Genomic DNA, 23,589 nt, shown 5'->3' with positions numbered 1-23,589 from the left:
AAGTGTGAGAGATGAGATGAGAATCTTACAAAATATCGGGATGTTAACTGCGTTTATCGCCATGACTATCCTATCAGTGCCAAGTGCACTGGCAAATGAATCAACTACTCCTTTAGAGCAAAAGATAATTAATAAATTCACGGAGGCGAACTACTCTAACAAAGGTGCTGACACCTGTCTTATGTGTCACAAAAAATCACCTTCTGTCATGGCTATCTTCAATACGCCACACGGTGACACCAACAAAGGCCCAATGTCAGGTCTTCAATGCGAAGCCTGTCATGGACCGCAAGGGAAACACAAAGGCAAAAACGAACCTATGCTCAGCTTCGGAGATGACATATCTATCGAAGGACGTAACAGCGTTTGTGAGTCTTGCCACACCCAAGAACACACACCCTTCCATGACCAAGCCTGTAGTGATTGTCACAACATTCACCAGGCTGAGTTAGCAGCAGAGCAGCCACAAGCTCAGTGTGCCAGCTGCCATATGCAACAAGCCTCCGCAGAGTTTAAACGCTCGACTCACCTCGATAACTTAACCTGCAGTGATTGCCATAACCCACATGAAGAAGCACCTCTGTCTGTTAATGACACCTGTTATTCCTGTCATGCCGAGAAGCGAGGACCCACACTTTGGGAGCACTCACCTGTCACTGAAGATTGCACCACCTGTCATAACCCACATGGCTCCGTCAACGACAACCTACTCAACAGTCGTGCACCTCAGCTGTGTCAAAGCTGTCACAACCAAGCGGGTCACCCGGGCGATGTGCACAACAGCTTAGATGGTTTCACTCAAGGCCAATCTTGCATGAACTGCCACAGCAAGATACACGGCTCGAACCACCCCTCAGGGCATCTGTTTGAGAAATAGGAATCGATGATGAAAGCTAAACTTACTTTAGTGGCACTCGCTGTTCTCTCAGCCAATGTCACCGCAGCAAACTTCGCTGTACCGCAAAATATTGAAAAGGACTACGCCTGCAAGCGTTGCATCGCTCCTGAGCACAGCAACACCGTCGGTATCATGACCGAGCAGCGTACTCACTTGGATAGTCAATACGGCGCTAATGCAGATATCCGTGGTGAAAACTACAGCATCAAGGCTAAAAATGCAGGGGCCAATAATGGTCACCTGAAAGCCATCGCTCACCTAGGTGATGTCGCGCTGGAACTCGCATACGTTAATCGCTGGAACCTTGACGATAACGATATAGGTACAGAGCGTCAGCAGGTATCTGCCGCTGCCAAATATCAAACTCAGCTTATCACTGCCTTTGTAAAAGCAAGCTCTGAGGACAAACAAGGTCTACGTATCAGCTCTGTGGTTGACCCTAAACCCACTAACTATTTAGAAACTATCGACCACACGACTCAAGTGATGAACGCCGGTGTACAACTACACGGAGATTTCTGGAACATTGGTCTCAGTGCCTTTAATTCAGACTTTACCGATAATACCGGTATCGATGCCGATAACACTGCCCAACAAGCCAGCGTTAAAGCTGGACTTAACTATGGCACCACACGTTTATCAATGAGCGCTGCCTCGGGAAAAATGATCCAGGATGAGGCTATCGAGCAAGAAAACTCGCTCGTGCCTATCGCAAATTTTGACGGTGAAGTTGAAACATTAGATTACAACGCCCGTATCAGCTCTCGCTTTGCCGGTATAAAAGTCGCAGGTTTCTACCGTTACAGTGACCGCGATAATGTCAGTGGCGAATATGAGTTTTTCGACGCCATTAACACCCCAATCGACAGTAGCAAGACACGTGTTGGCATCAATGCCAGTTATCGTTTAGGTGGCACTAAGTTCAGCACAGGCTTCGAGCAAAACGACCGCACTCGCTCTGATAGCGATCGTGAAGAGACCCAGGAGAGTGAACTCTTTGCTCGTGTCGATCACCGTCTAGCAGGGTTCAATAGTCACATAAAGCTCACCAGCGGTGAACGTACCGGGTCTGAATACCGCATTGGGGATGATATTTTTGAGAAATATTACCTCGCTGACCGAGACCGTATCAGCACCGAACTTGGCTTGGGGTATAGCCAAAATAACTACGGCATAAACCTGCAAGCCAGTATCGCAAGTGATGAGTACAGCAACAGCTCAGCACTGAAAGAGTCTGATGAAGTCTCGGTCAACGCCGACGCCTTCTACCGCTTCAATGAGCAGCTAACCTTCAACGCCTATGCCGGTGTACAGACCATCGACAGTTTGGAGATATACAACACCAAGATTAGTGATGAGTTTACCTACTTTGGTTTTGGTCTCAACCAATACCAAATCAGTGAGGACATGGCACTAGGCACCTCTTACACCTTCTCATTTTCTGGCAGTGACACCTCGGTAGATAGTACCGAAATGGGTGACTACTACCAGTACCAACACCTTGCTGAAGTCCACATGGATTACCGCATCAATCCGCGTATCTCGACCCGCGTCGCTTACACCTATGAGCGCCATTACGACACGAGCTATGCCAATCAACCGATTGAGTCCATCAATAGTCTTGATGACCTCAACCAAAATTTCACCGACCACAAACTCGGTGTCTTTTTCACCATTAAGCTGTAAGGGACAACTATGAAACGTCGCGACTTCCTTAAAGTCAGTGCAGCATCAGCCGCAGTAGCAACAGTTACAGGTTGTAGCTCTGATTCAGCAGAACCAGCTGAGCCTATTGAACAACCAATCACAGACCCAATCGCTGGTGAGAGCCATGCTTGGGCTCAGTGTCAAAGTAACTGCTGGGCTTGGTGTCCACTAAAAGTCATCACTAAAGATGGCAAAATCATTCGTATCGAGCCACATACTGAAGGTGATGATAACTTTAATACTGGCCGTATCCACAATAAAGCGTGCGCCAAAGGGCTAATGCTCAAGGAGTTAGTTTACTCTCCAGAGCGTTTAACCAAACCACTTAAGCGAACTGGCCCGCGTGGTTCAGGTCAGTTTAAAGAGATCAGCTGGGAGCAAGCTGCGAGTGAAGTTGCTCAGTCAATCCGCAGCACTATCGATACCTGTGGTAACCGCGCCTTGATGCTAGGCAATGGCTCCGGCTCTGCCCACAGCTCATACCCAATCATGGGACCTCATGTGCGCTTGCTTAATATGCTCGGTGGTTTCCAAAAAACCTATGGCTATTATTCAGCATCAATGAAAGAGCAAGCCATCTCGTACACGTTCGGTGAAGGCACAAAAAATTTCGCATATGGACAGGGTACTGGATCATCATCAGTAACCGAGATGAAGCACTCAGATTATGTGCTGTCATTTGGTTACAACCCGGTTGAGATGTTTATGACCGGTGGCGGCGAAGGCCATCACTTTATCCAGACTTTAGAGAAAAATGATCTTAAGTTTGTCTATATCGATCCGCGCTATACCGATACTTGCCTGGGCCGGGAAGATGACTGGCTTGGTATCCGTCCCATGACGGATGGTGCGTTTATCGAAGCCCTTTTCCATGAGATCTTAACTGAATATTACATTAATGAAGCTTTTGATGATAATCGTGAATTTGCCGAAAGGTTCATTTTAGGTTTAACCAAAGAAGCCCTTACACAGTACAGAGATGACTTAAAAACAGGCAAGATTGTTGATGGCAATAAAGAATATGCCGATTGGATTTATCCAGAGGAGAATTTAAAAGATTACATTCTGGGCCTTGGTAAGTTTGCCGATGAAAACGGTGGCAATAGTAATGCTAAGACTCCTGAAAAGGCTGCGCCTATCTGTGGTATTTCTGCCGATAAAATTCGCCAAGTCGCACAAGATTTGTTAACGGCTAGAGCCCCATTTATCTGTGCAGGCCAAGGTATTCAGCGCTCTGCACAGGGCGAGCAAGTCATGCGAATGATCTACACGCTGCCAGTACTTCTCAATGCAATTGGTCGTCGCGGTACGAACAATGGAGATCTACCAATGGTCGCCGCTGCAGGGCCTGGCGCAGCCCCTGTTCCTATGGCTGCCTGGTCGGACCCTACTTTTCCAGGGTTCTTAGGTGGCACCGCACCAGCTACGGTTATCCAAGCAAAAATACCCACTTACAAGACATTTGAGGCGATGGAACGTGGTTTTGAGATGACCTACCGAAGTGATGGTGTCAAAGGGCTTAAATATGGTGTCACCCCCTTTAATTCAGAGCTTCCTGAGAGCGAAGTAAATATCAAAGATGAAACTTACGGCACCAACATCAAGTTCCTGATGACCATTGCCGGTAACACTGTCAATCAGCACGGTGACATCAACGAAGTCAAACGCATTCTGAGTATCGAACCTAGCTCAGCAGGTCAAGCTGAAGAGCCAGGTCTGGATATGCACGTAGTCATCGACACTCAGATGACACCAACAGCGCAGTGGGCCGATATCGTGTTACCCGATACCACCTGGACTGAGCGCTGGGATCTGATTGCCTCAGATAACGCCACTGTGCTTACCGTACCTAGCATCGAGCCTATCGGTGATAGTAAGCCAATGTTCGAATTTATGGTGATGCTGGCTGATAACTTAGGCTTGAGTGGCTTTGCTACCAAGGGACGTACTCAAGAGGAGTTGACTAAGTCATTCCTCGATGAAGCCATCAACGGCATGCTAGGTGATCCAGAGCTTCCCCCTCTCGAAGGCCATGAAAAAACAGGCTACGTCTATATTCATTCATTCGACGAACCCGCTATCGGCATGGAAAAAGAGTTTAACGGTCGCAATGGCGCACCCGCACTCAGCACACCATCGAAGATGGTTGAAACTTACTCTCCAAGGTTGGCCTGGATCGCGTCAAACGATGGTTGGGACAAAGATATTCAAGCCTATGGTGAAACGGGTGGCCTATCAGCCATTCCTAAATATGTGCCGACATGGGAAAGCTTCGAGTCAGATGATGAAGGCTACCCGCTACAGATGGTGAGCTACCACACTAAGGGCCGTGCCCACTCAACCTTCCATAACTGTCCAACACTGCGCAAGGTGTATGAAGATGCGATCTGGATCAATCCATACGACGCCAACAACCTAGGCATTATCTCAGGTGAGATGCTAGATGTGACCAGCAAGCGAGGCACTCTTCAAGTTCCCGCTAAAGTCACCCCAAGAATCGCTATGGGCGTGGTGGCATTAGGGCAAGGTGCCTGGAATAAGCTGCAAAATGGCAAAGATATCGGTGGCTGTGCCAATACACTAACCCGCCAACAGACGACGCCTCTCGCTAAAGGCAATCCAATGAACACTGTTCGCGTTCGTATAACTCAAGCGTAAGGAGCTAAATAATGACTCAAGTAGCAGAAAACAAAGCCTTTGCGTTTTATTTCGATGCATCTCGCTGTAACGGCTGTAAGGGCTGTCAGGTGTCTTGTTTAGATGGCCGCGGCTTATCACTAGACCGCAACTTCCGCCGTGTTTACGAATATGGTGGCGGTACATTTACCAAGAACGCAGACGGCACCATGTCTCAGGATGCCTTTGCCTACTATGCATCGGTAAGTTGTAACCACTGTGAAAAGCCAGCTTGTACTGCGGCTTGTCCAACGGGTGCTATGCACAAGAAGGCTAACGGTATCGTCGCAGTACATGACGACATCTGTATCGGCTGTAACAGCTGCGCAGAAGCCTGCCCTTACGATGCACCTCAATTAGACAAAACACGCGGCAAGATGACCAAGTGTGATGGCTGTTTCGAACGTCTCGAGTTTGGCCTAAAACCATTTTGTGTTCAGTCATGCTCACAGCGTGCACTGGATTGCGGCACGGTTGACGAACTACAGGCCAAATATGGCGGTGCGCCGGGGGTTGGTCATATTGCGCCATTACCAGATGCGGGAATTACTCAACCCAACTTGCTTATTCGCGCTGCTAAATGCTCTCGCCCAACCGGCGACACCAATGGCAGCGTACTGAACCCTAATGAAGTTTAAATAAATTTTTAACAGAACTTAGAAATATATTTGAAATCCGTGGGTAGCCTCGATTAACGCTTAGGCTGCCCGCTATATAAAAGGTAAAAATGATGACTATGATGAAGAAGTTACTCGCTGTATCTATCACTACAGCATTAACCCTAGGCATGACTGCTTGTAGCAGTGATGACGACACAGAAACGGTTGAAGTACCGGTTCCTGCAGCGCCACTCGAAGTTAGCTTTGAGCGTACTTACAAAGCAACACCTGATGGTGCTTGGTTTGGTCTTCACGATGAGCGTAATGAGCTGAATTATCAAGAGTATAACGATGGTCGTCCTATGCCTAACGGCGCTGAGCCTTGGGTTAACTCACAGTATGTTTTAGCCAGCACAGCAACCGAAACAAAAATCTGGTACGGCGCAGCCACCTCTGTTTACTGTTACTGGCCTATGGTTTCAATGGCTATGCCAATGGCACTGATGAACTATGAGACTGAACGTCAAGCATGTCAGCTAATGGCACCTACTGGTCAGATGCCAGACGCACAAGCTTTCGTATACGATCCAGCCACTGGTGAAAACATCCATATTAACGATAAAACGGTTAAGAATGGCGATCAGTATTGGGCTGACATGATGGACTTCCACGGTAAAGAGATCGGCATTAAGAATGCGGTTAAAGCGCCAGAAGGTACACCTGAAGAACTGATTGACCCTGATGGATGGTTACTTGACGAAAACGGGACTCTGGTTCTAGAAGATGACCAGACACGTTACCCATTCAGCTTCCGTGGTAATGGTGAGTCCCAAGGTCTTGTGTTTGTTATGGGGTATTTAACGACACCGGATCCAGATGTCGTCAACCAGGGTGAATCTGACAAAATTGGTTATAACCGCCTATTCGTGTTCAACGAAGAGAAAATGGAATACCTAGGTTATTCAGAATTTACCTATGACACTGTACGTAGATTTATCACTGTTGATCATAAAGATGGCAGCGAAGGTATGTACTGGTTTGGTGGACCAGATCAGTCAGGCGGTCAAGCTGGTGTGGCTAAAAACCAAATGTTGCGCTGGGTTGGTACGCCAGAGGAGCCATTGAAAGGCGGCTCACTAGGTAACGGTTTTGATATTGTTTCTGATGATACCTTCTTAGATTACGGTGTTGTTGGTGACGTTGATATGTTCCAAGATGCAGATGGTGACAACCGTCTGATCATGTCTAGCTGGTATAACCCAACGGGTAACGCTGCTGCAAAACCTTACACCAGCAAGATGCCTGACGCTGGATTTACAGCAGAGAATAAGGCTAGCTATAACGACTTCTTCCGTTATGACCAGTACGATCCAGATACAGTAGGCGCACACGGTTCTAAACTTGCCGCACAAGCCTTCTATGATGGTTACCTATATTTCGGTTCATACCATCAGGGTACTTCTGGTGCATACAATCACTTGATTAAAAAGCACTGTGTCACCGTTGGCTTTAATGACGATGGAACACCAATTGAAGAAGGATCACTGTGTGATCTGAAGAACAGTGTTCAGCAGCAAGACGAGCTAACCATAGCCAAGCATGACGAGTTCATGATGAAGACATGGCGTGCACTTTCACTATTCCGTATTAAAACCGAAGACATAGTTAACGGTGACATTGATGATGTAGAGCTGCTTTACGGCAACGAGCAAGATTGGGTATTCGTTGATGATGGTAAAGATGGTTATCACTTCGAAATGCAACCAAACTTAATGGGACAGAAGCCATTATTTGGTAAAGAAGGTTTCGGACATGAAGGTTTAGTCTATGCCTTCACTATGACAGAGCATGACGGCAAACTATTCCTAGGTACATGGAATGCGACAGCTGGTCTGTACGATATCTTCGAAAATGGTATTGAAGGATACAAGCATCCTGATAGTCATAATAAGATTGCATTGGGTGATGAAGTTCTCAATCCCAACGATATAGCGGCTCAAATTGGCAAAGACACTGAGAAAGGTATCTATGATGATATGTACGCTAAGTTCATAGCCGATGGCATGACAGAAGAGGAGGCTCATAAACAAGCTTTAGTTATGTCTAAGCTACTGAACCCTATACCTACCGATGGTGGCATGATTGGTGAAGAGCGTGTGGTGCATAACAACCCAGCATACTTCCTATATAAGGCAGTTAAAGAGCAAAACCAAGCAGATGACCTCGCGGGTCGTGGCGGCTGGTTAGCAGTGTTCGAAGACACTAAGTCACCAGCTACTATCGTAGATAAATATGGATTCGGTAACTCTTGTAACAACGGTATCCGTAACTACTCTAAAGTAGATGGTGAGCTTTACTTCGGTACCACAAGTTACTGTAACTTAGGTGAAGAAGCTGGTCTTGAATTCTACAAGTACACAGGCGATAACCGTTAATCATTAATCATTAATGACTAAGCCCAAAACAGAGTACGAGTAAAGTACTAAACAAAGCCCAGCTCCTGCTGGGCTTTTTGTTGCTCTCTCACTAGCGCAATTAATATACTTGAGCTGACAGGAGATAAGATAAAAGTGTGTAGGGGTTCAAATTTTCACCATCAGAAACTTTCTATACAGGTGTAAAAACCAGATAATAACAGATAGATAAATAGTCATAAGGTAGGGCAGATGAATCTCGTACAACGTCAATATAAGATCGTAAAACTCTCAGCTAAACTTGAGCTATTTATCGTTGAAGAACTCAATATTACTCAGATCTTCAAACAGGTTTCAAAGGCTAAGGTATGTAACTATATCGCCACCTGTGCAGTTAATCAGCCTGAAGATTGCGATGATCTGACACAATGTTTAATTGCCCTTGCCTACTGTGCAGAGCAACTTCCCGTAGAGAGAAACAGCACTCAAAATATTGCACTATTTATTATCAAAACAGCCACTGAGAAATACCCCCTGCTGCAGCCTATGCTGGATAAACGCCCAGCAGAGAAAGATCATTTGAGTATGCTGAGCTAGCTTGCTAGTTGGAGTTTGCGAACATTTACGGCCCGGTACAAAAAAACCGACACTATTGGTCGGCTTATTTAGTTTGATATGATTAAACAATTAATCTAGCAGGCAATCATACTGTCACGCTCAAACTTACCAATCGCCTTTAATACCTTGTCATACTCGACTGTTTTATGATCTTCATGCCACTCGAGCTTATCGGTATAGAGCATCAGGTTTTCATACACATCGAACAGCGAACGATTGATGTGGTTACCTAAGGTCATAATGCTTTGGGGAATGAGTACACAACCTCTCTGATAGGGGTAAACGGCTGCCATCACTTTAACAAGCTGCTCTTGAGTCGCAATCAAGGTGCCTTTTTTCATGGGTGTCATCCAAAACTGAGTATGGATATTTCTCAGCTGTTCAATGAGCCTTTCCAACTCCTCTTGCTGACTTTCACCGGCAAAAAGATAAATACCAGGGTTTGCACTCAGAAAAGTGATCCCTAAACGATTTTTGGTACCCGATGAAATAGAAACAGGAGCGAGCAATGCGGTGATCAGCTTTTCTCTATCATTCAGTGGCTCATAGTCTTGAATATCTACCAGCATCTGCCGCGTATTGCTAGCATCACGAACAAACAGAGATACCAGCACATCTTCTTTGCCTGAAAAATGCTTATATAGGGTGGCTCTAGAAACTTCGGCTCGCTTGGCAATATCGGTAAATTTAAATGACACCATACCATCTTCAAGAATCAGCTCTCTAGCCACTTCTAATAGTCGTGATTCTCGCTCTAGTTTCGTCATTATTTTAATTCAACCCAACATTTAATACTTTTCTAATATATCAAACTACTCCCATTTAATCAGCGATGGGAGGAGAGATTGTGATCTTATGCGGGATTTTTTACACCTATTTATAGATGCTTACAATCACATACAAACTGAAAAATTCATTATACTTTGATGTTATACCTGTCACACTCCACAAATAAAGCTAAGGTACTGTGAACGCTGTACGGTTTTATTTCACCCTTCTATGACACGATCTCCATATCAACGAATTCAATTACCAGCGATACTAATTATTTATAATAATGCCATCATCTAATAACTTTCATCCCCTCTCTATCAGAGCCATATTGACAGGCATGTCACTTGGCAGCCTCCTCGTGTTATGTAACCTTTATATGGCCCTGCGCATTGGCTGGTCAATTAACATGTCAGTACTCGCATCTTTGCTTGGTTTCATCGGTTGGAAAGCGATTGAATCAAGTATTGGTTGTCGTGCCTGGAGCCCGAGAGAAGCTAACATTCAGCAAACAGCAGCATCAGCTGCAGGGGGAACGGTTTCAGCTGGTCTTGTTGCGCCGATCCCAGCTTATCTTATTATCACCGACACCCAATTTGAATATTGGCCCATGGTTTTCTGGATGATCGCCATCAGTTTACTTGGGATCTGCGTCGCCTCAGCTATTCGTCCCGCCATGCTCAGTAACACACGCCTCAGATTCCCCGCGGGTATTGCGACAGCTGAAGTGATCACCGATATGTTTAGCAGTGGCCGTATCGCTCGTCACCGAATTATCGCGTTATTGTCAGCCATGATAATCGCCATTAGCCACCGTATATTTATTCCAATCAATTATAAATTACCGTTAAGTTTTTCAATTCCCGGCCAAGGCGCAATGGCGGGATCCAGCATCAGTGCCAAAAACCTTGGATTTATCATTGATCCCTCTTATATGTTATTAGCCTTCGGCACCATCATAGGAACAAGGGCAGCTATCAGTCTGTTTATTGGATGTCTGATTGCATGGCTCGGATTAGGTCCCTATATTCTTGGTCAAGGGTGGGAGCAAGCAGGTCCCATTGATAGCAGTTGGTTTACATACATCATAGATTGGCTCGTCTGGCCGGGTGTTGCCATGATGCTAGCTTCAGCGATTACCACAACAGCGATAACATTGTTTAAATCAGATAATAAAGGCCGACTTTCCCTGATGTGGGGCTGGCAGGAGTTTTTACTACTAGGCACGCTAACCCCTGTCATTGTGATTCTTCAGGTCAGCTTATTCGATATCAGCTGGTTTGCCGCCATACTTGCCGTTCCTCTCGCCTTTTTATTTGCCATTGTTGCCGCACAAGTCGTTGGTGAAACAGGGATCCCTCCAATTGGTGCACTCGGAAAACTGTCTCAACTATCGTTCTCAGTAATTAGCCCCGGTTGTGTAACAACTAATTTAATGACAGCCAACGTAGCGGGTGGTGCAGCTGGGCAAGCAACTGATCTACTTAATGATTTAAAAGCCGGACATATATTAGGAACCAATCCAAGACATCAAGTATTTGCACAAACAATGGGGATTATAGTTGGCTGTTTAACGAGCGCAGCAATTTTTATGTTACTGATCCCAAACCCTGCAGAGCAATTGATGACCGAACAATGGCCAGCACCAGGTGTCGCAACCTGGAAAATCATTGCCATAGCACTTACCGAGGGATTAGAGGCAATACCGCAATCGGCACAATACGCGATGTTTATTGGCATTGTTGCGGCGACAATTAACGAGCTACTACCACTTATTGTTAAAGAAAAGTGGCACCAATACTTGCCAAGCATGTCAGCGATGGGACTCGCTTTTGTTCTGCCCGCTCAAATTAGTATTATGCTATTTATCGGTGCTGTCTTAGCGTGGTTTCTTCGACTACTGGCGCCTAAATGGTCACAGCGTTTTTTACTCGCTATTGCAGCAGGCTGTATCGCAGGAGAGAGCATTGCTGGAGTATTAGGCTCTATCATCTTTATCCTGCGTTAAACCGAACAGTTACACTCTATCAACGAGTAAGTGCACCCACTTAACTAATCTCTTATTTAACGACACTTCAAACTGTATCCGCATTCTCTCTCATTTTTAGCTGAATACTCACTCTTTCTCAGCTATCTCATCTTGTAATAAAAAGGACCAAGCAGCTGTATCCAACTTTGCAGGGAAAGATAAGCATAACTTTAGCGGCATGGTCCATATCTAATACTTAAGATAAATAAATCATAATGGGAAACTACAAAAACCAGTTAAGGCTACGCCCAAACTTAGACACGTGTCAAGACAACAGTAATGCCATGTAATTAAACTTATAGTTAGATCGAATAGAGCGATAAAAATGTGAGTAACTCCATATGAAACAAAATAAATTATCAAAGATCACGTTAGCTCACCCTAGGTCAACCTCATCACACAACACAGCTTAAATACCGACCAGCTCACAGCAATCCCATCAAATTTATACATTTGTCGGCAAACAAGACCCGCATCACACACCAGACTAGTCATATGTCTATACAATTACCTCGAAATAAGTACTAAAACATAAATAGCGTTTCTTTTTGAAACTACAAGTGTGAGAGATGTGATGAGAATCTTACAAAATATCGGGATGTTAACTGCGTTTATCGCCATGACTATCCTATCAGTGCCAAGTGCACTGGCAAATGAATCAACTACTCCTTTAGAGCAAAAGTTAATTAATAAATTCACGGAGGCTAACTACTCTAACAAAGGTGCTGACACCTGTCTTATGTGTCACAAAAAATCACCTTCTGTCATGGCTATCTTCAATACGCCACACGGTGACACCAACAAAGGCCCAATGTCAGGTCTTCAATGCGAAGCCTGTCATGGACCGCAAGGGAAACACAAAGGCAAAAACGAACCTATGCTCAGCTTCGGAGATGACATATCTATCGAAGGACGTAACAGCGTTTGTGAGTCTTGCCACACCCAAGAACACACACCCTTCCATGACCAAGCCTGTAGTGATTGTCACAACATTCACCAGGCTGAGTTAGCAGCAGAGCAGCCACAAGCTCAGTGTGCCAGCTGCCATATGCAACAAGCCTCCGCAGAGTTTAAACGCTCGACTCACCTCGATAACTTAACCTGCAGTGATTGCCATAACCCACATGAAGAAGCACCTCTGTCTGTTAATGACACCTGTTATTCCTGCCATGCCGAAAAACGAGGCCCCACACTCTGGGAGCACTCCCCTGTCACTGAAGATTGCACGACTTGTCATAATCCACATGGCTCGGTCAACGACAACCTACTCAACAGTCGTGCACCTCAGCTGTGTCAAAGCTGTCACAACCAAGCGGGTCACTCAGGCGACATCCACAACAGCTTAGATGGCTTCACTCAAGGCCAATCTTGCATGAATTGCCACAGCAAAATACACGGTTCTAATCACCCTTCAGGCCACTTGTTTGAGAAATAGGAGTCAATAATGAAAGCTAAACTTACTTTAGTGGCACTCGCTGTTCTCTCAGCCAATGCCACCGCAGCAAACTTCGCTGTGCCACAGAACATTGAAAAAGACTACGCCTGCAAGCGTTGCATCGCTCCCGAGCACAGCAATACGGTCGGTATCATGACCGAGCAGCGTACTCACTTTGATAGTCAATACGGCGCTAATGCAGATATCCGTGGTAAAAACTACAGCATCAAGGCTAAAAATGCTGGGGCCGATAACGGTCACCTGAAGGCCATCGCTCACCTAGGTGATGTCGCGCTGGAACTCGCATACGTTAATCGCAGGAACCTTGACGATAACGATATAGGTGCAGAGCGTCAGCAGTTATCTGCCGTTGCCAAATATCAAACTCAGCTTATCACTGCCTTTGTAAAAGCCAGCAGCGAAGACAAACAAGGTCAACGTATCAGCTCTGTGATTGACCCTAAACCCACTAACTATTTAGAGGCCATCGACCATACAACTCAAGTGATGAACGCCGGAGTCCGGCTACACGGAAATTTCTGGAACATTGGTCTAGCAGCTTTTAACTCAGACTTTACTGATAACACTGGTATCGATCCTGATAACACAGCTCAACAAGCCAGCGTCAAAGCCGGACTTAACTACGGCAGCACGCGTTTATCAATGAGTGCTTCCTCGGGAAAAATGATCCAGGATGAGGCTATCGAGCAAGAAAACTCGCTCGTGCCTATCGCAAATTTTGACGGTGAAGTTGAAACATTAGATTACAGCGCCCGTATCAGCTCTCGCTTTGCTGGTATAAAAGTCGCAGGTTTCTACCGTTACAGTGACCGCGATAATGTCAGTGGTGAATATGAGTTTTTCGACGCAATTAACACACCAATCGACAGCAGCAAAACACGTTACGGTATCGATGCCAGCTACCGTTTAGGCAGTGCTAAGTTCAGTACTGGTTTCGAGCAAAATGACCGTACTCGCTCTGATAGCGATCGTGAAGAAACCCAAGAAAATGAAATCTTTGCTCGCGTCGATTACCGTCTAGCAGGGTTCAATAGTCACATAAAGGTCACCAGCGGTGAACGTACAGGTTCACAGTATCGCATCGATGAGGATATTTTTGAGAAGTATTACCTCGCCGATCGAGATCGTATCAACACCGAACTGGGTCTTGGATATAGCCACAATAACTACGGCGTAAACCTACAAGCCAACATAGCAAGCGATGAGTACAGCAACAGCTCAGCATTGAAAGAGTCTGATGAAGCCTCAGTCAACGCCGACGCCTTCTACCACTTCAATGAGCTGCTAACTCTCAACGCCTATGCTGGTGTACAGACCATCGACAGTTTGGAGATATACAACACCAAGATTAGTGATGAGTTTACCTACTTTGGTTTTGGTCTCAACCAATATCAAATCAGTGAGGACATCGCACTAGGTACCTCTTACACCTTCTCATTTTCTGGCAGTGACACCTCAGTCGATAGCACTGAAATGGGTGATTACTACCAGTACCAACACCTTGCTGAAGTCCACATGGATTACCGCATCAATGCACGTATCTCGACCCGTGTTGCTTACACCTATGAGCGCCATTACGACACGAGCTATGCCAATCAACCGATTGAGGCCATCAATAGTCTAGACGACCTCAATCAAAATTTTACCGACCACAAACTCGGTGTCTTCTTCACCATTAAATTGTAAGGGCCTTAAGGCCATATATTTGAGGTAATCGTTATGGAACGTCGCACGTTTCTTAAATTTACTGCAGCTGCGGCTGCAGTCGCAACAGTTACAGGCTGTGACAGCAGCAGTGCCAATAACCCTCTGCCGACGCCTGATAAACCTGTACTTCCTCCAATAGGAGAAGGTATTACATGGGGTTCATGCGCCACCAACTGCTGGCAAGCATGCCCTTTGAAAGTACACAGTAAAGATGGCGTGATCACACGCATTGAAACTGAAGGTAAGGCTACTGACGACTGGGACAATTTCGACCACGAGATCCGTCCCTGCCCTCGGGGCCGCTCTATGCGTCAGAAGGTCTATAACCACGACCGTCTTAAATACCCAATGAAGCGTGTTGGGCGTCGAGGTTCGAATGAATTCGTTCGTATTAGTTGGGAAGAAGCAGTGTCTAGCGTCGCTACCGCGTTGCAAAAGACCTACGCTGAGTACGGTAAAAACGCTATTTTCATGCCTCTAGGCGGGGGATCTCACGATTTAAACACGGGTGTAACTCAATCAAGTGTACGTCTGTTAAATATGGCAGGCGGATGCTTATTCTTTCATAACGATTACTCAGCATCTCAGTACCGCGAAGGTTCTGCTGGCATGTACGGATATCTCGCATCTAATGCTGGGGATACCGTCGGCTTTTGGAATACAGGCTCCAGTCTACGCAGCCTAGAAGACAGTGACTTAATGCTGTGTTTCGGATACAACCCAATGGAAGCACGTTTAGGCGGTGCTGGTTCAGGTTATGAATACCTGAATGTTAAGAAGAAAAATAACTTCAAAACATACTACATTGACCCTAGATTCACTGATACAGCAGTGACAGCCACCGATGAATGGGTACCTATTCGCCCCGGTACTGACGCAGCTTTATGTGAAGCGATAGCCTACGTATTGATAGAAGATGGATACGCTGACATCCCATTTCTCGAGCAATACACTTATGGATACGATAAGTATGAAGCGTACATCACTGGTGCAGCTGATGATATTGCTAAGACTCCAGAACGTGCTGAAAGTATCTGTGGTATCCCAGCTGAGAAGATCCGTGAGATAGCCCAGGCTATTGGTACTGCATCTGCTCCATTCGTCACACAGGGCTTCGGACCTCAACGTCAAGGTAATGGTGAGAACAACGCACGAGCCGTGATGATGTTACCGATACTCGTCGGTAAGATTAGTGGCGCAGGGACTAACCATGGCGGCACACCAGGTAACGACGGTTTATCCCATTACGCCATGATGCCTGCTGATACTCTGAAAGATCTCATGAACATGAAAATCATGGACGTGACGATCCCGGCCGCATCACATCTTGATGCTATCGAGTTTGGCGCTCAGATGAAGCCAAGTACTCATGACGTTCGCTACTCAGACCCCGACTTGATGGCTGCTGACACACCACTAGAAACGAACGTACGTTTCCTATGGCTTGCGTCCTCTAATATGTTGGCCAACCAAAATGGCGACATCAACCGAGCTGACCGTCTACTGAATGACGAAAACTTAGTCGACTTCGTGGTCGTCGTTGAACAACATATGACAGCCTCGGCTAAATACGCCGATATCATTTTGCCTGAGGTCAGTTGGCTTGAGATGTATGACGTGATCCAAAGCTACAACAAGATGGATTGTGGTTCACTCATGTACGCCTACGGGATCACGCCTGCTGTAGATCCAATGTTTGAATGTAAGCCTGCATACGACATCTGCCACATGATCGCCAATCAATTGGGCATAGGCAGTAAGTTCACCAATGGTGGCATGACTTACTTAGACCAAGTTCGCAAAGTCTTCTCTGAATTTAAGAAAAGCAATCCGTGGATCCAAGGTGACACCTTTGAGGAGTTCGTCAGCTACGGCCCTCAGCGCCGACCTGCTGGAGAGCATCCTAACGTCGGTAAGATTCGAGATTTCATCACCAATCCGATAGAAAATCCTCTCGGGACTCCGAGTGGCAAGGTCGAAATTTACTCTCAGTACTTCGAAAGTAAACAGTCTCAAGCTGAAGGTACCGATGAGATCAATCCGCTACCGGTTTACTTTGCTTGTGACGAATCATACGAAGATACAACAGCGTCTGAGTTTCCGCTCCAGTGCATTAACTATCACGGTAAACATAGCGCTCACAGCATTCACGCCAGTACGCCATGGCTCAATGAAGTGCTGGAGCACCACCTATGGCTAAACCCAATAGATGCTGGCGCAGCGGGGGTTATCAACGGCCAGAAGGTCATCGTCGAGAGCCGCAGAGGCAAGCTCGAAATAACCGCTCGTATCACACCACGGATCGTCCCAGGTGTAGTGGCTATGCCACAGGGTCAATGGCGTCGTATGAAAGGTGATATCGATGTTGGCGGCTGTGCGAACACCTTGACAGATAGTAAGCCAAGTCCGGTTGCTAAGTCATTCCGCTCTAACACTAACCGAGTCAGAGTCTACTCGGCATAGGAGAAAGATATGCAATTAGGATTCTATGTTGATACCGCGATCTGCTCAGGCTGCAAGGCCTGTATGGTCTCCTGTAAAGATAAGAATGACTTAAATGTAGGCCGTAACTTCCGTCGTGTGTATGAATACGCAGGTGGAAGCTGTACGGATAATGGTAATGGGGTGTTCTCCCAATCCGTATTTGCCTACTACACGTCAATCTCTTGCAACCATTGCGACTCTCCAGCTTGCACTAAAGCCTGTCCTACAGGTGCGATGCATAAGCGCATCGAAGACGGGTTAGTCATGATCCATGAAGAGATCTGTATCGGTTGTTCATCTTGCGCTCAAGCGTGTCCTTACGACGCGCCACAGCTTGATGAAGCCCGAGGCAAGATGACCAAATGTGACGGCTGTATCGACAGACTCAACGCTGGTAAACAGCCTATGTGTGTTGATAGCTGTATCCATCGAGCATTGGACTTCGGCCCTATCGATGAGTTGCGCGCTAAGTACGGTGATACGGCAGAAATTGCCCCGCTACCGTCAGCAAGCATCACCAAACCCAATCTAATTCTTAGAGTTCACCCTGACGGCCAACCTGTAGGTTCAGGCGCCGGCTCAGTAGTAAATCCAAACGAGGTATAACATGAATACTAAACTTTCTCTTGTCGCCGTCTTGCTTGCAAGCACCATGATAACGGGTTGCTCTGATGACGATTCAGAAACCCTATATATCTGTGAGAATGGCACTCAGGTGTCGGCTCCAGAGCAATGTCCTACAGCCCCTACTGAACCTGTCGATCCGGTAGACCCAGTTGTTCCCCCAGCAGTAGATGGCCCGTTCGTACATGCCGGACGTACTATCGTTGATGGGGCATTTTACAGTGCCACCAGCCCAAGTAACGAGTATGACCCTCTGCGTGACTGGGAAAATACAATGCCAGCAGGATACGAAGAGATGCGCAACGCATCATACCCATGGGGCACAACGGTATATGATAGCGCAGCCAACGGTGAAGAATTATGGATGGGGACGATCTCTAATGGTTGGTGTGTTTGGCCATACCAAAACATCGCCATGCCGATTGAATTAACAACTTACGAAAGTAAGACTACAGGTTGCTCAGTTCCAGGGACAACAGGTACCCCATCACAAATTTTCATCTACAACTTCCGCACGGGTGAAAAAGAAGTAATTCATGAGAGCATGCTGACATCAGGTGGCCCTCAGTTTACTGAAGCCTTCAAACCAATCAACAACACCTATGGTTTCCGCGCTGCTGGTACTGCTGGTGATCTAGTATTCGTCGCAGGACATTGGAAGACCACTGAAGATAAAGGTCGTTTACGTTTATTCGTATTCAATGCAAAAGAGCGTTCATTCGTTGGTTACCGCGATATCGTCGGTGACACGACGCGTCGTTTTAGAACCTTAGAGCATGCAGATGGTACCACTGGATTCTACACTCTGGTCGGTGCTGAAACAGGAATGACTCAATACGGTGATGGCCCAACTCAATTACTTCGTTGGGTCGGCACTCAAGACGAGCCTTTTGCTGGTGGTGATATCAAAGGAACCAACCCGCTGACGACGACAGGTTGGAGCAAAGTATCAACTCAGCTAGACAATGAACAAACGCCTGGTGGCGTACAATACGGTATGATCGGTGACTGGCGTCAATTCACCCATACGGACGGCACTGAACGTCTGATCATGTCAGCATCGGCACATCCTTTTGTCTACAAGAACGGCGTGCGTAACGATAACTTCAAAGAGTCTGTCATTCTGATATCTGATCCGATCCCAACCGCTGGTTATAGTGTTGATGAGCAGCTTACTTTCCGTGAAGTCTTCGGTATGGATCAATATGATCCAGACACAAAAGGTCGCTGGGGAGCCAAGTGGGGAACAAGTGCTATTAACGATGGCTTCATGTATTTCGGTACTTACCACCAAGGTACAGACGCAGCTTATAAACACTTCGCTAAGGCAGACCCAGCTCTATTCACAGAGTTAACAGGTCTAGAGTCAGCGAGTGAAGCAGACGTCAAAAAGGTTACCGATATCACTCCTACTGACAATGCCCAAGCAACTGATCATAAACTTTTTATGATTAACGAATGGCGTGCCACTTCAATTTTCCGTATTGACCTTAACAATATCGATGCGGTAAGCGCAGGTGACACCTCAAAGGTAGAGCTACTTTACGGCTACGAGACCATGCAAGTGAATGATGGTAACGGCTGGAAAACGACGCCTAACTTACTAGGTCAGAAGCCTATTCATGGCGAAGCAGGTATGGGTAATCCAGGTAACGTCTATTCTTGGACCTCCATTGCGAAGGACGGTAAGTTATTCTGGGGATTCTTCGACGCATTCTCTGGCCTGCATGATTTACTGTTCGATGCGTATTCTGGTGAGTATATGTTATTCGACGGAATAGTATTCCAGAACCCTGAATGGAAGAAGCAAATGGCTAATAACCCCGCCATGTGGATGTACGATTACACTAAAACGGAGATGAGCGCTAACGGCCTAGCCGAAGAGTTTGTCCCCGGCGGAGATCTGCTAATGATCGAGGCTGATGGATCGGCACGTAAGCTTACCACTAACGGTTTTGGTAACCAGTGCTCTAACGGTATCCGCAACGTCGTTGATATCGACGACAAACTGTATTTTGGTACGTCAACGTGGTGCAACCTAGGTCCGACTTCCGGACTTGAGTTTTACCAATACGATCCAAGCTTAGACAAGTAGATATCTTTAAGGCGGCCCATGGCCGCCTTTTTTTAGGAGTAAATATGAACAAATCACTAGCTGAAATAACCCCAATACTTGCCGCCAATATGTATCATGACCCTTGCAATAAGATGCTTGACACGTACAACCAACATGACTTCAACGCGTGTTACCCTTTGCTTACAGAGAGTAAAACACGCAGCAAGGGAGTCGCACTTGTGAGTAACTACGTCAGCCAATACTCAAGTGACCAGTTACCAGAATTACTGCTCGACTTCAATCAGCTGTTTATAGGTCCAGGTAAAATGAAGGTGCCATTATGGGGTTCCTACTACCTCAATGAAGATAATTTACTGTGTGGGCCAAGCACGCAAAAACTTCAAGAGCGCATTGATGCTCTTGATATTACAATCAGAACCATAGATGACGATAACCAACCTATCGACCACATATCGCTGGTTCTACGACTGGTTGAATTTACACTTAATGAAAATAAAACCCTAGAGCTGAAAGCTGTCGTCACCGAGCATCTAACCCCATGGGCATATCGAGTGGCTGAACTAACAATCGAACACGCTAAAACTGACTTCTACTTAGGCTGGGGATTATTACTTAAGGATTATCTAGATGTGTTAGTTGAATCCAATGGCATTATAGTGAAAAAACTGAACCTATGGGGATAGTAGTGACGCGGAGGCTACAATACAAAATCAGTAAAATGGCTAGGTGGATAAAGGGATGGATAGCGGGTTACATATATCAGCTACAGGGTCACAGCGTCCTGTGCAACCTAGCACCTAGCACCTAGCACCTAGCACCTAGCACCTAGCACCTAGCACCTAGCATGCAATCATACCATCCTTCTTATGTCTTCCAATCGCTATCAAGGTCTTCTCATAATCGACACTGGCGTGCTCATCACTCCAGTTTAATTGCTCCGTCGACTTAAGTAAGTTTTCAAATACTTTTCGCAAGGTATAGTTAATATGCTTTCCAGCCGTCATTACATTTTGTGGAATGATGACACAGCCTCTTTGGTAGGGAAAAACTGAAGCCATGATCTCTTCGAGTTCATCTTGGGGTACTTGTATACGCCCTTTCTTGAAAGGCGCTATCCAAAACTCAAGAACAATTCCGCGAATTTGAGTCACAATCAGCTCTAGCCTCGCCTGCTGCGCTTCACTGGCAAACATAAAAATACCTGGGTTAGCACTCAGTAAAGTGGTTCCTGAACGGTTCTGAATCTCCATCGAACCCGCAACTGGAGCGAGTAAACTCAGGATTAATTTTTCTCTGTCGTTGAGGGTTTCGTCAGCCTGAATATCGAGCAACATTTGTTTGGTTTGGCCTGCATCTCGAACATATAAACTCACTACAATATCTTCTTTTCCTGAGTAATGATTATATAAAGTGGCCCGAGACACACCTGCGCGCTTAGCTATATCAACAAACTTAAAAGACATAACACCATCTTCTAAAATGAGCTCTTTAGCAATATTCAGTAACACTGCTTCACGTGCTGACTTACTCATATATAATACTAAACCTTAAACAGATGACTAACGAATGTCTTTCTAATAGCATATCAATTAATCAAGTTGCCAACCAATGTACAAACCCAGACTCGATCACATATAGAGACAAAACCTAAACCACGATATTGAAATAATTTCTATTGTTCATACTCAAAATTAGAATATTTCACTTATTTAGGATCTTTTACTAAGAGATAGAGAGAAATTATGCGATAACACTCCTGCTTGCTTCTTAAATAACTAGATAATAGATAGATGCCAATTTCAACCTCCCACGCCATGCTGCAACCTCCTCTTTCAATCAGAGCTATCATTACTGGAATATTATTCGGTTCTGTTTTGACCATATGCAACATCTACATGGGGCTCAAGGTTGGCTGGACATTAAACTTATCGATTTTAGCGGCACTACTTGGGTTTATATTTTGGCGTAGTAATCATTCCATGTTTAACGCCAATAAATGGACGCTAATCGAAAGCAATATTCAACAAACAACAACATCGGCGGCTTGCAGTACTATGGCTGCGGGACTCATCGCGCCAATTCCAGCCTATTTGATTATCACTGATAGCCCGTTCGAATACTGGCCTATAGTGATCTGGATGATAGCAATCAGTCTGCTGGGAGTCTGTGTTGCATCAGCACTCAGACCCGTGATGGTCAATAATCCCCGCTTGCCTTTTCCTGCAGGAATAGCCACAGCCGAGGTCATTAAAGATATATTTGATAATGGGCAAGAAGCGAAGAAGAAAATAACAGCCTTGCTCATTGCAATTACGCTCACGCTATCGCATCGTTTTTTATTCCCAGGCTCAATCAAGCTCTCTCTAGGCTTCTCAATACCCGGAAGCGGCGCGCTTACTGGCACCAGTATAAGCGCGAAGAACTTAGGCTTTATGCTTGAGCCATCGTATATGCTGCTGGCATTTGGCAGTATCATAGGCATACGTTCGGCCTTCAGTATTCTGCTTGGCTGCCTCATCGCTTGGGTTGGACTCGGCCCTTATATTCTGGGGCAAGGCTGGGAGCAAGCAGGGCCGGTTGATGCTAGCTGGTTTGATTACCTTATAGATTGGCTAATTTGGCCTGGTGTCAGCTTAATGTTGGCCTCATCGCTGACCAGCACCTTACTGATACTATTTAAAACCAAAAAACAGAACTGGCTGACATTAAACTGGCATTGGCAGGAATATACCTTTCTCGCCATTCTTACGCCTTTGATTGTCGCCCTACAGATCACTTTTTTTGATATCAGTCTGTTTGCCGCCATACTCGCCGTACCTCTGGCCTTTATCTTTGCCGTCGTTGCCGCACAAGTTGTCGGTGAAACAGGGATCCCACCAATGGGGGCGTTAGGTAAATTATCTCAGCTCTCTTTTGCCCTGATTAGCCCAGGTAATGTCACGACCAATTTAATGACCGCCAATGTCTCTGCTGGCGCTGCGGCTCAAGCTACCGATCTGCTTAATGACTTAAAAGCAGGATACCTACTCGGCACTCCACCCAGACAGCAATTCATCGCGCAAATATGCGGCATAATCACAGGTTGCCTAGTTAGTGCTGCGATATTCATGGTCCTCATACCAAACCCCGCCACTCAGCTAATGACCGAACAATGGCCCGCCCCTGGTGTCGCCATATGGAAATCAATAGCCATCGCCTTAACTGAAGGGCTAGAGGCAATTCCGCAATCGGCAAGATATGCTATGTTTGTTGGAATGATTGCAGCAACGATTAACGAGTTACTACCTCTTATTTTGAAGGAAAAGTGGCACCAATATTTGCCAAGTATGTCGGCGATGGGGCTGGCCTTTGTACTTCCAGCTCAAATTAGTATCATGCTATTTATCGGTGCGCTATTGGCTTGGGCTTTACGTCAACTCGCCCCAAAGTGGTCACAACGATTTATACTCGCGATTGCTGCAGGTTGTATTGCTGGTGAGAGTATTGCCGGGGTGTTAGGTTCGTTGTTGCAACTGATGTAATTAACTCG

The 23,589-nt window shown here is 46.0% G+C and carries 16 protein-coding genes; 14 read left to right on the top strand and 2 right to left on the bottom strand.

Going from position 1 to position 23,589, the window contains the following annotated elements; all coding sequences use genetic code 11:
* The first annotated feature begins 16 nt into the window (after window positions 1-16).
* The 6 genes from FN961_RS07980 (at window position 17) to FN961_RS07955 (ending at window position 8,891) form a co-directional block, all read left to right on the top strand.
* Window positions 17-877, top strand: coding sequence for a DmsE family decaheme c-type cytochrome (locus FN961_RS07980; protein ID WP_143564026.1), 861 nt, complete (start codon window positions 17-19; stop codon window positions 875-877).
* 9 nt (window positions 878-886) lie between these two features.
* Window positions 887-2,584: an MtrB/PioB family outer membrane beta-barrel protein gene (locus FN961_RS07975; protein WP_143564083.1), complete on the top strand. Its 1,698-nt coding sequence runs from the start codon at window positions 887-889 to the stop codon at window positions 2,582-2,584.
* A gap of 9 nt (window positions 2,585-2,593) precedes the next feature.
* Window positions 2,594-5,263, top strand: coding sequence for a molybdopterin-dependent oxidoreductase (locus tag FN961_RS07970; RefSeq protein WP_143564025.1), 2,670 nt, complete (start codon window positions 2,594-2,596; stop codon window positions 5,261-5,263).
* 11 nt (window positions 5,264-5,274) lie between these two features.
* Entirely contained in the window at window positions 5,275-5,919 is a 645-nt protein-coding gene (locus FN961_RS07965; protein ID WP_143564024.1) for a DMSO/selenate family reductase complex B subunit, read from the top strand.
* An 89-nt stretch (window positions 5,920-6,008) separates the two neighbouring features.
* A complete protein-coding gene (locus FN961_RS07960) occupies window positions 6,009-8,315 on the top strand; it encodes a hypothetical protein (RefSeq protein ID WP_143564023.1) in 2,307 nt (768 codons plus the stop codon).
* A gap of 231 nt (window positions 8,316-8,546) precedes the next feature.
* On the top strand, window positions 8,547-8,891 hold the full coding sequence (locus FN961_RS07955) for a hypothetical protein (protein WP_143564022.1): 345 nt from the start codon (window positions 8,547-8,549) through the stop codon (window positions 8,889-8,891).
* A gap of 95 nt (window positions 8,892-8,986) precedes the next feature.
* On the opposite strand, the gene FN961_RS07950 is transcribed toward FN961_RS07955, so the two are convergent.
* A complete protein-coding gene (locus tag FN961_RS07950) occupies window positions 8,987-9,679 on the bottom strand; it encodes a TetR/AcrR family transcriptional regulator (protein WP_143564021.1) in 693 nt (230 codons plus the stop codon).
* A 290-nt stretch (window positions 9,680-9,969) separates the two neighbouring features.
* Here FN961_RS07950 and FN961_RS07945 point away from each other — a divergent pair, with 290 nt between their 5' ends.
* The 7 genes from FN961_RS07945 to FN961_RS07915 all read left to right on the top strand — a co-directional run bounded on the left by FN961_RS07945 (window position 9,970) and on the right by FN961_RS07915 (window position 20,743).
* Window positions 9,970-11,691: an OPT/YSL family transporter gene (locus tag FN961_RS07945; protein ID WP_143564020.1), complete on the top strand. Its 1,722-nt coding sequence runs from the start codon at window positions 9,970-9,972 to the stop codon at window positions 11,689-11,691.
* Window positions 11,692-12,286: 595 nt separating this feature from the next.
* Window positions 12,287-13,147, top strand: a complete 861-nt coding sequence (locus FN961_RS07940; RefSeq protein WP_143564019.1) for a DmsE family decaheme c-type cytochrome — start codon at window positions 12,287-12,289, stop codon at window positions 13,145-13,147.
* A 9-nt stretch (window positions 13,148-13,156) separates the two neighbouring features.
* The gene (locus FN961_RS07935) at window positions 13,157-14,854 is read left to right on the top strand and encodes an MtrB/PioB family outer membrane beta-barrel protein (RefSeq protein ID WP_143564018.1); all 1,698 of its coding nucleotides are present in this window, start codon (window positions 13,157-13,159) and stop codon (window positions 14,852-14,854) included.
* Between the two features lie 33 nt (window positions 14,855-14,887).
* Window positions 14,888-17,338, top strand: coding sequence for a molybdopterin-dependent oxidoreductase (locus FN961_RS07930; RefSeq protein ID WP_143564017.1), 2,451 nt, complete (start codon window positions 14,888-14,890; stop codon window positions 17,336-17,338).
* Between the two features lie 9 nt (window positions 17,339-17,347).
* The gene (locus FN961_RS07925; protein WP_143564016.1) at window positions 17,348-17,965 is read left to right on the top strand and encodes a DMSO/selenate family reductase complex B subunit; all 618 of its coding nucleotides are present in this window, start codon (window positions 17,348-17,350) and stop codon (window positions 17,963-17,965) included.
* A 1-nt stretch (window position 17,966) separates the two neighbouring features.
* Window positions 17,967-20,078, top strand: a complete 2,112-nt coding sequence (locus tag FN961_RS07920; protein ID WP_143564015.1) for a hypothetical protein — start codon at window positions 17,967-17,969, stop codon at window positions 20,076-20,078.
* 44 nt (window positions 20,079-20,122) lie between these two features.
* Complete coding sequence (locus FN961_RS07915) at window positions 20,123-20,743, top strand: TorD/DmsD family molecular chaperone (RefSeq protein ID WP_143564014.1); 621 nt, start codon at window positions 20,123-20,125, stop codon at window positions 20,741-20,743.
* A 156-nt stretch (window positions 20,744-20,899) separates the two neighbouring features.
* On the opposite strand, the gene FN961_RS07910 is transcribed toward FN961_RS07915, so the two are convergent.
* Window positions 20,900-21,592 (bottom strand): TetR/AcrR family transcriptional regulator, encoded by a 693-nt coding sequence (locus FN961_RS07910; protein ID WP_143564013.1) that lies wholly within the window; start codon window positions 21,590-21,592, stop codon window positions 20,900-20,902.
* A 258-nt stretch (window positions 21,593-21,850) separates the two neighbouring features.
* On the opposite strand from FN961_RS07910, the gene FN961_RS07905 reads away from it, so the two are divergent.
* Window positions 21,851-23,581, top strand: coding sequence for an OPT family oligopeptide transporter (locus FN961_RS07905; protein ID WP_143564012.1), 1,731 nt, complete (start codon window positions 21,851-21,853; stop codon window positions 23,579-23,581).
* Window positions 23,582-23,589: the final 8 nt, after the last annotated feature.

This window comes from Shewanella hanedai (genome assembly GCF_007197645.1).
Lineage (GTDB): Bacteria > Pseudomonadota > Gammaproteobacteria > Enterobacterales > Shewanellaceae > Shewanella > Shewanella hanedai.
Note: the sequence above shows the minus strand (reverse complement) of the source record. Positions and strands in the feature narration are given on the sequence as shown.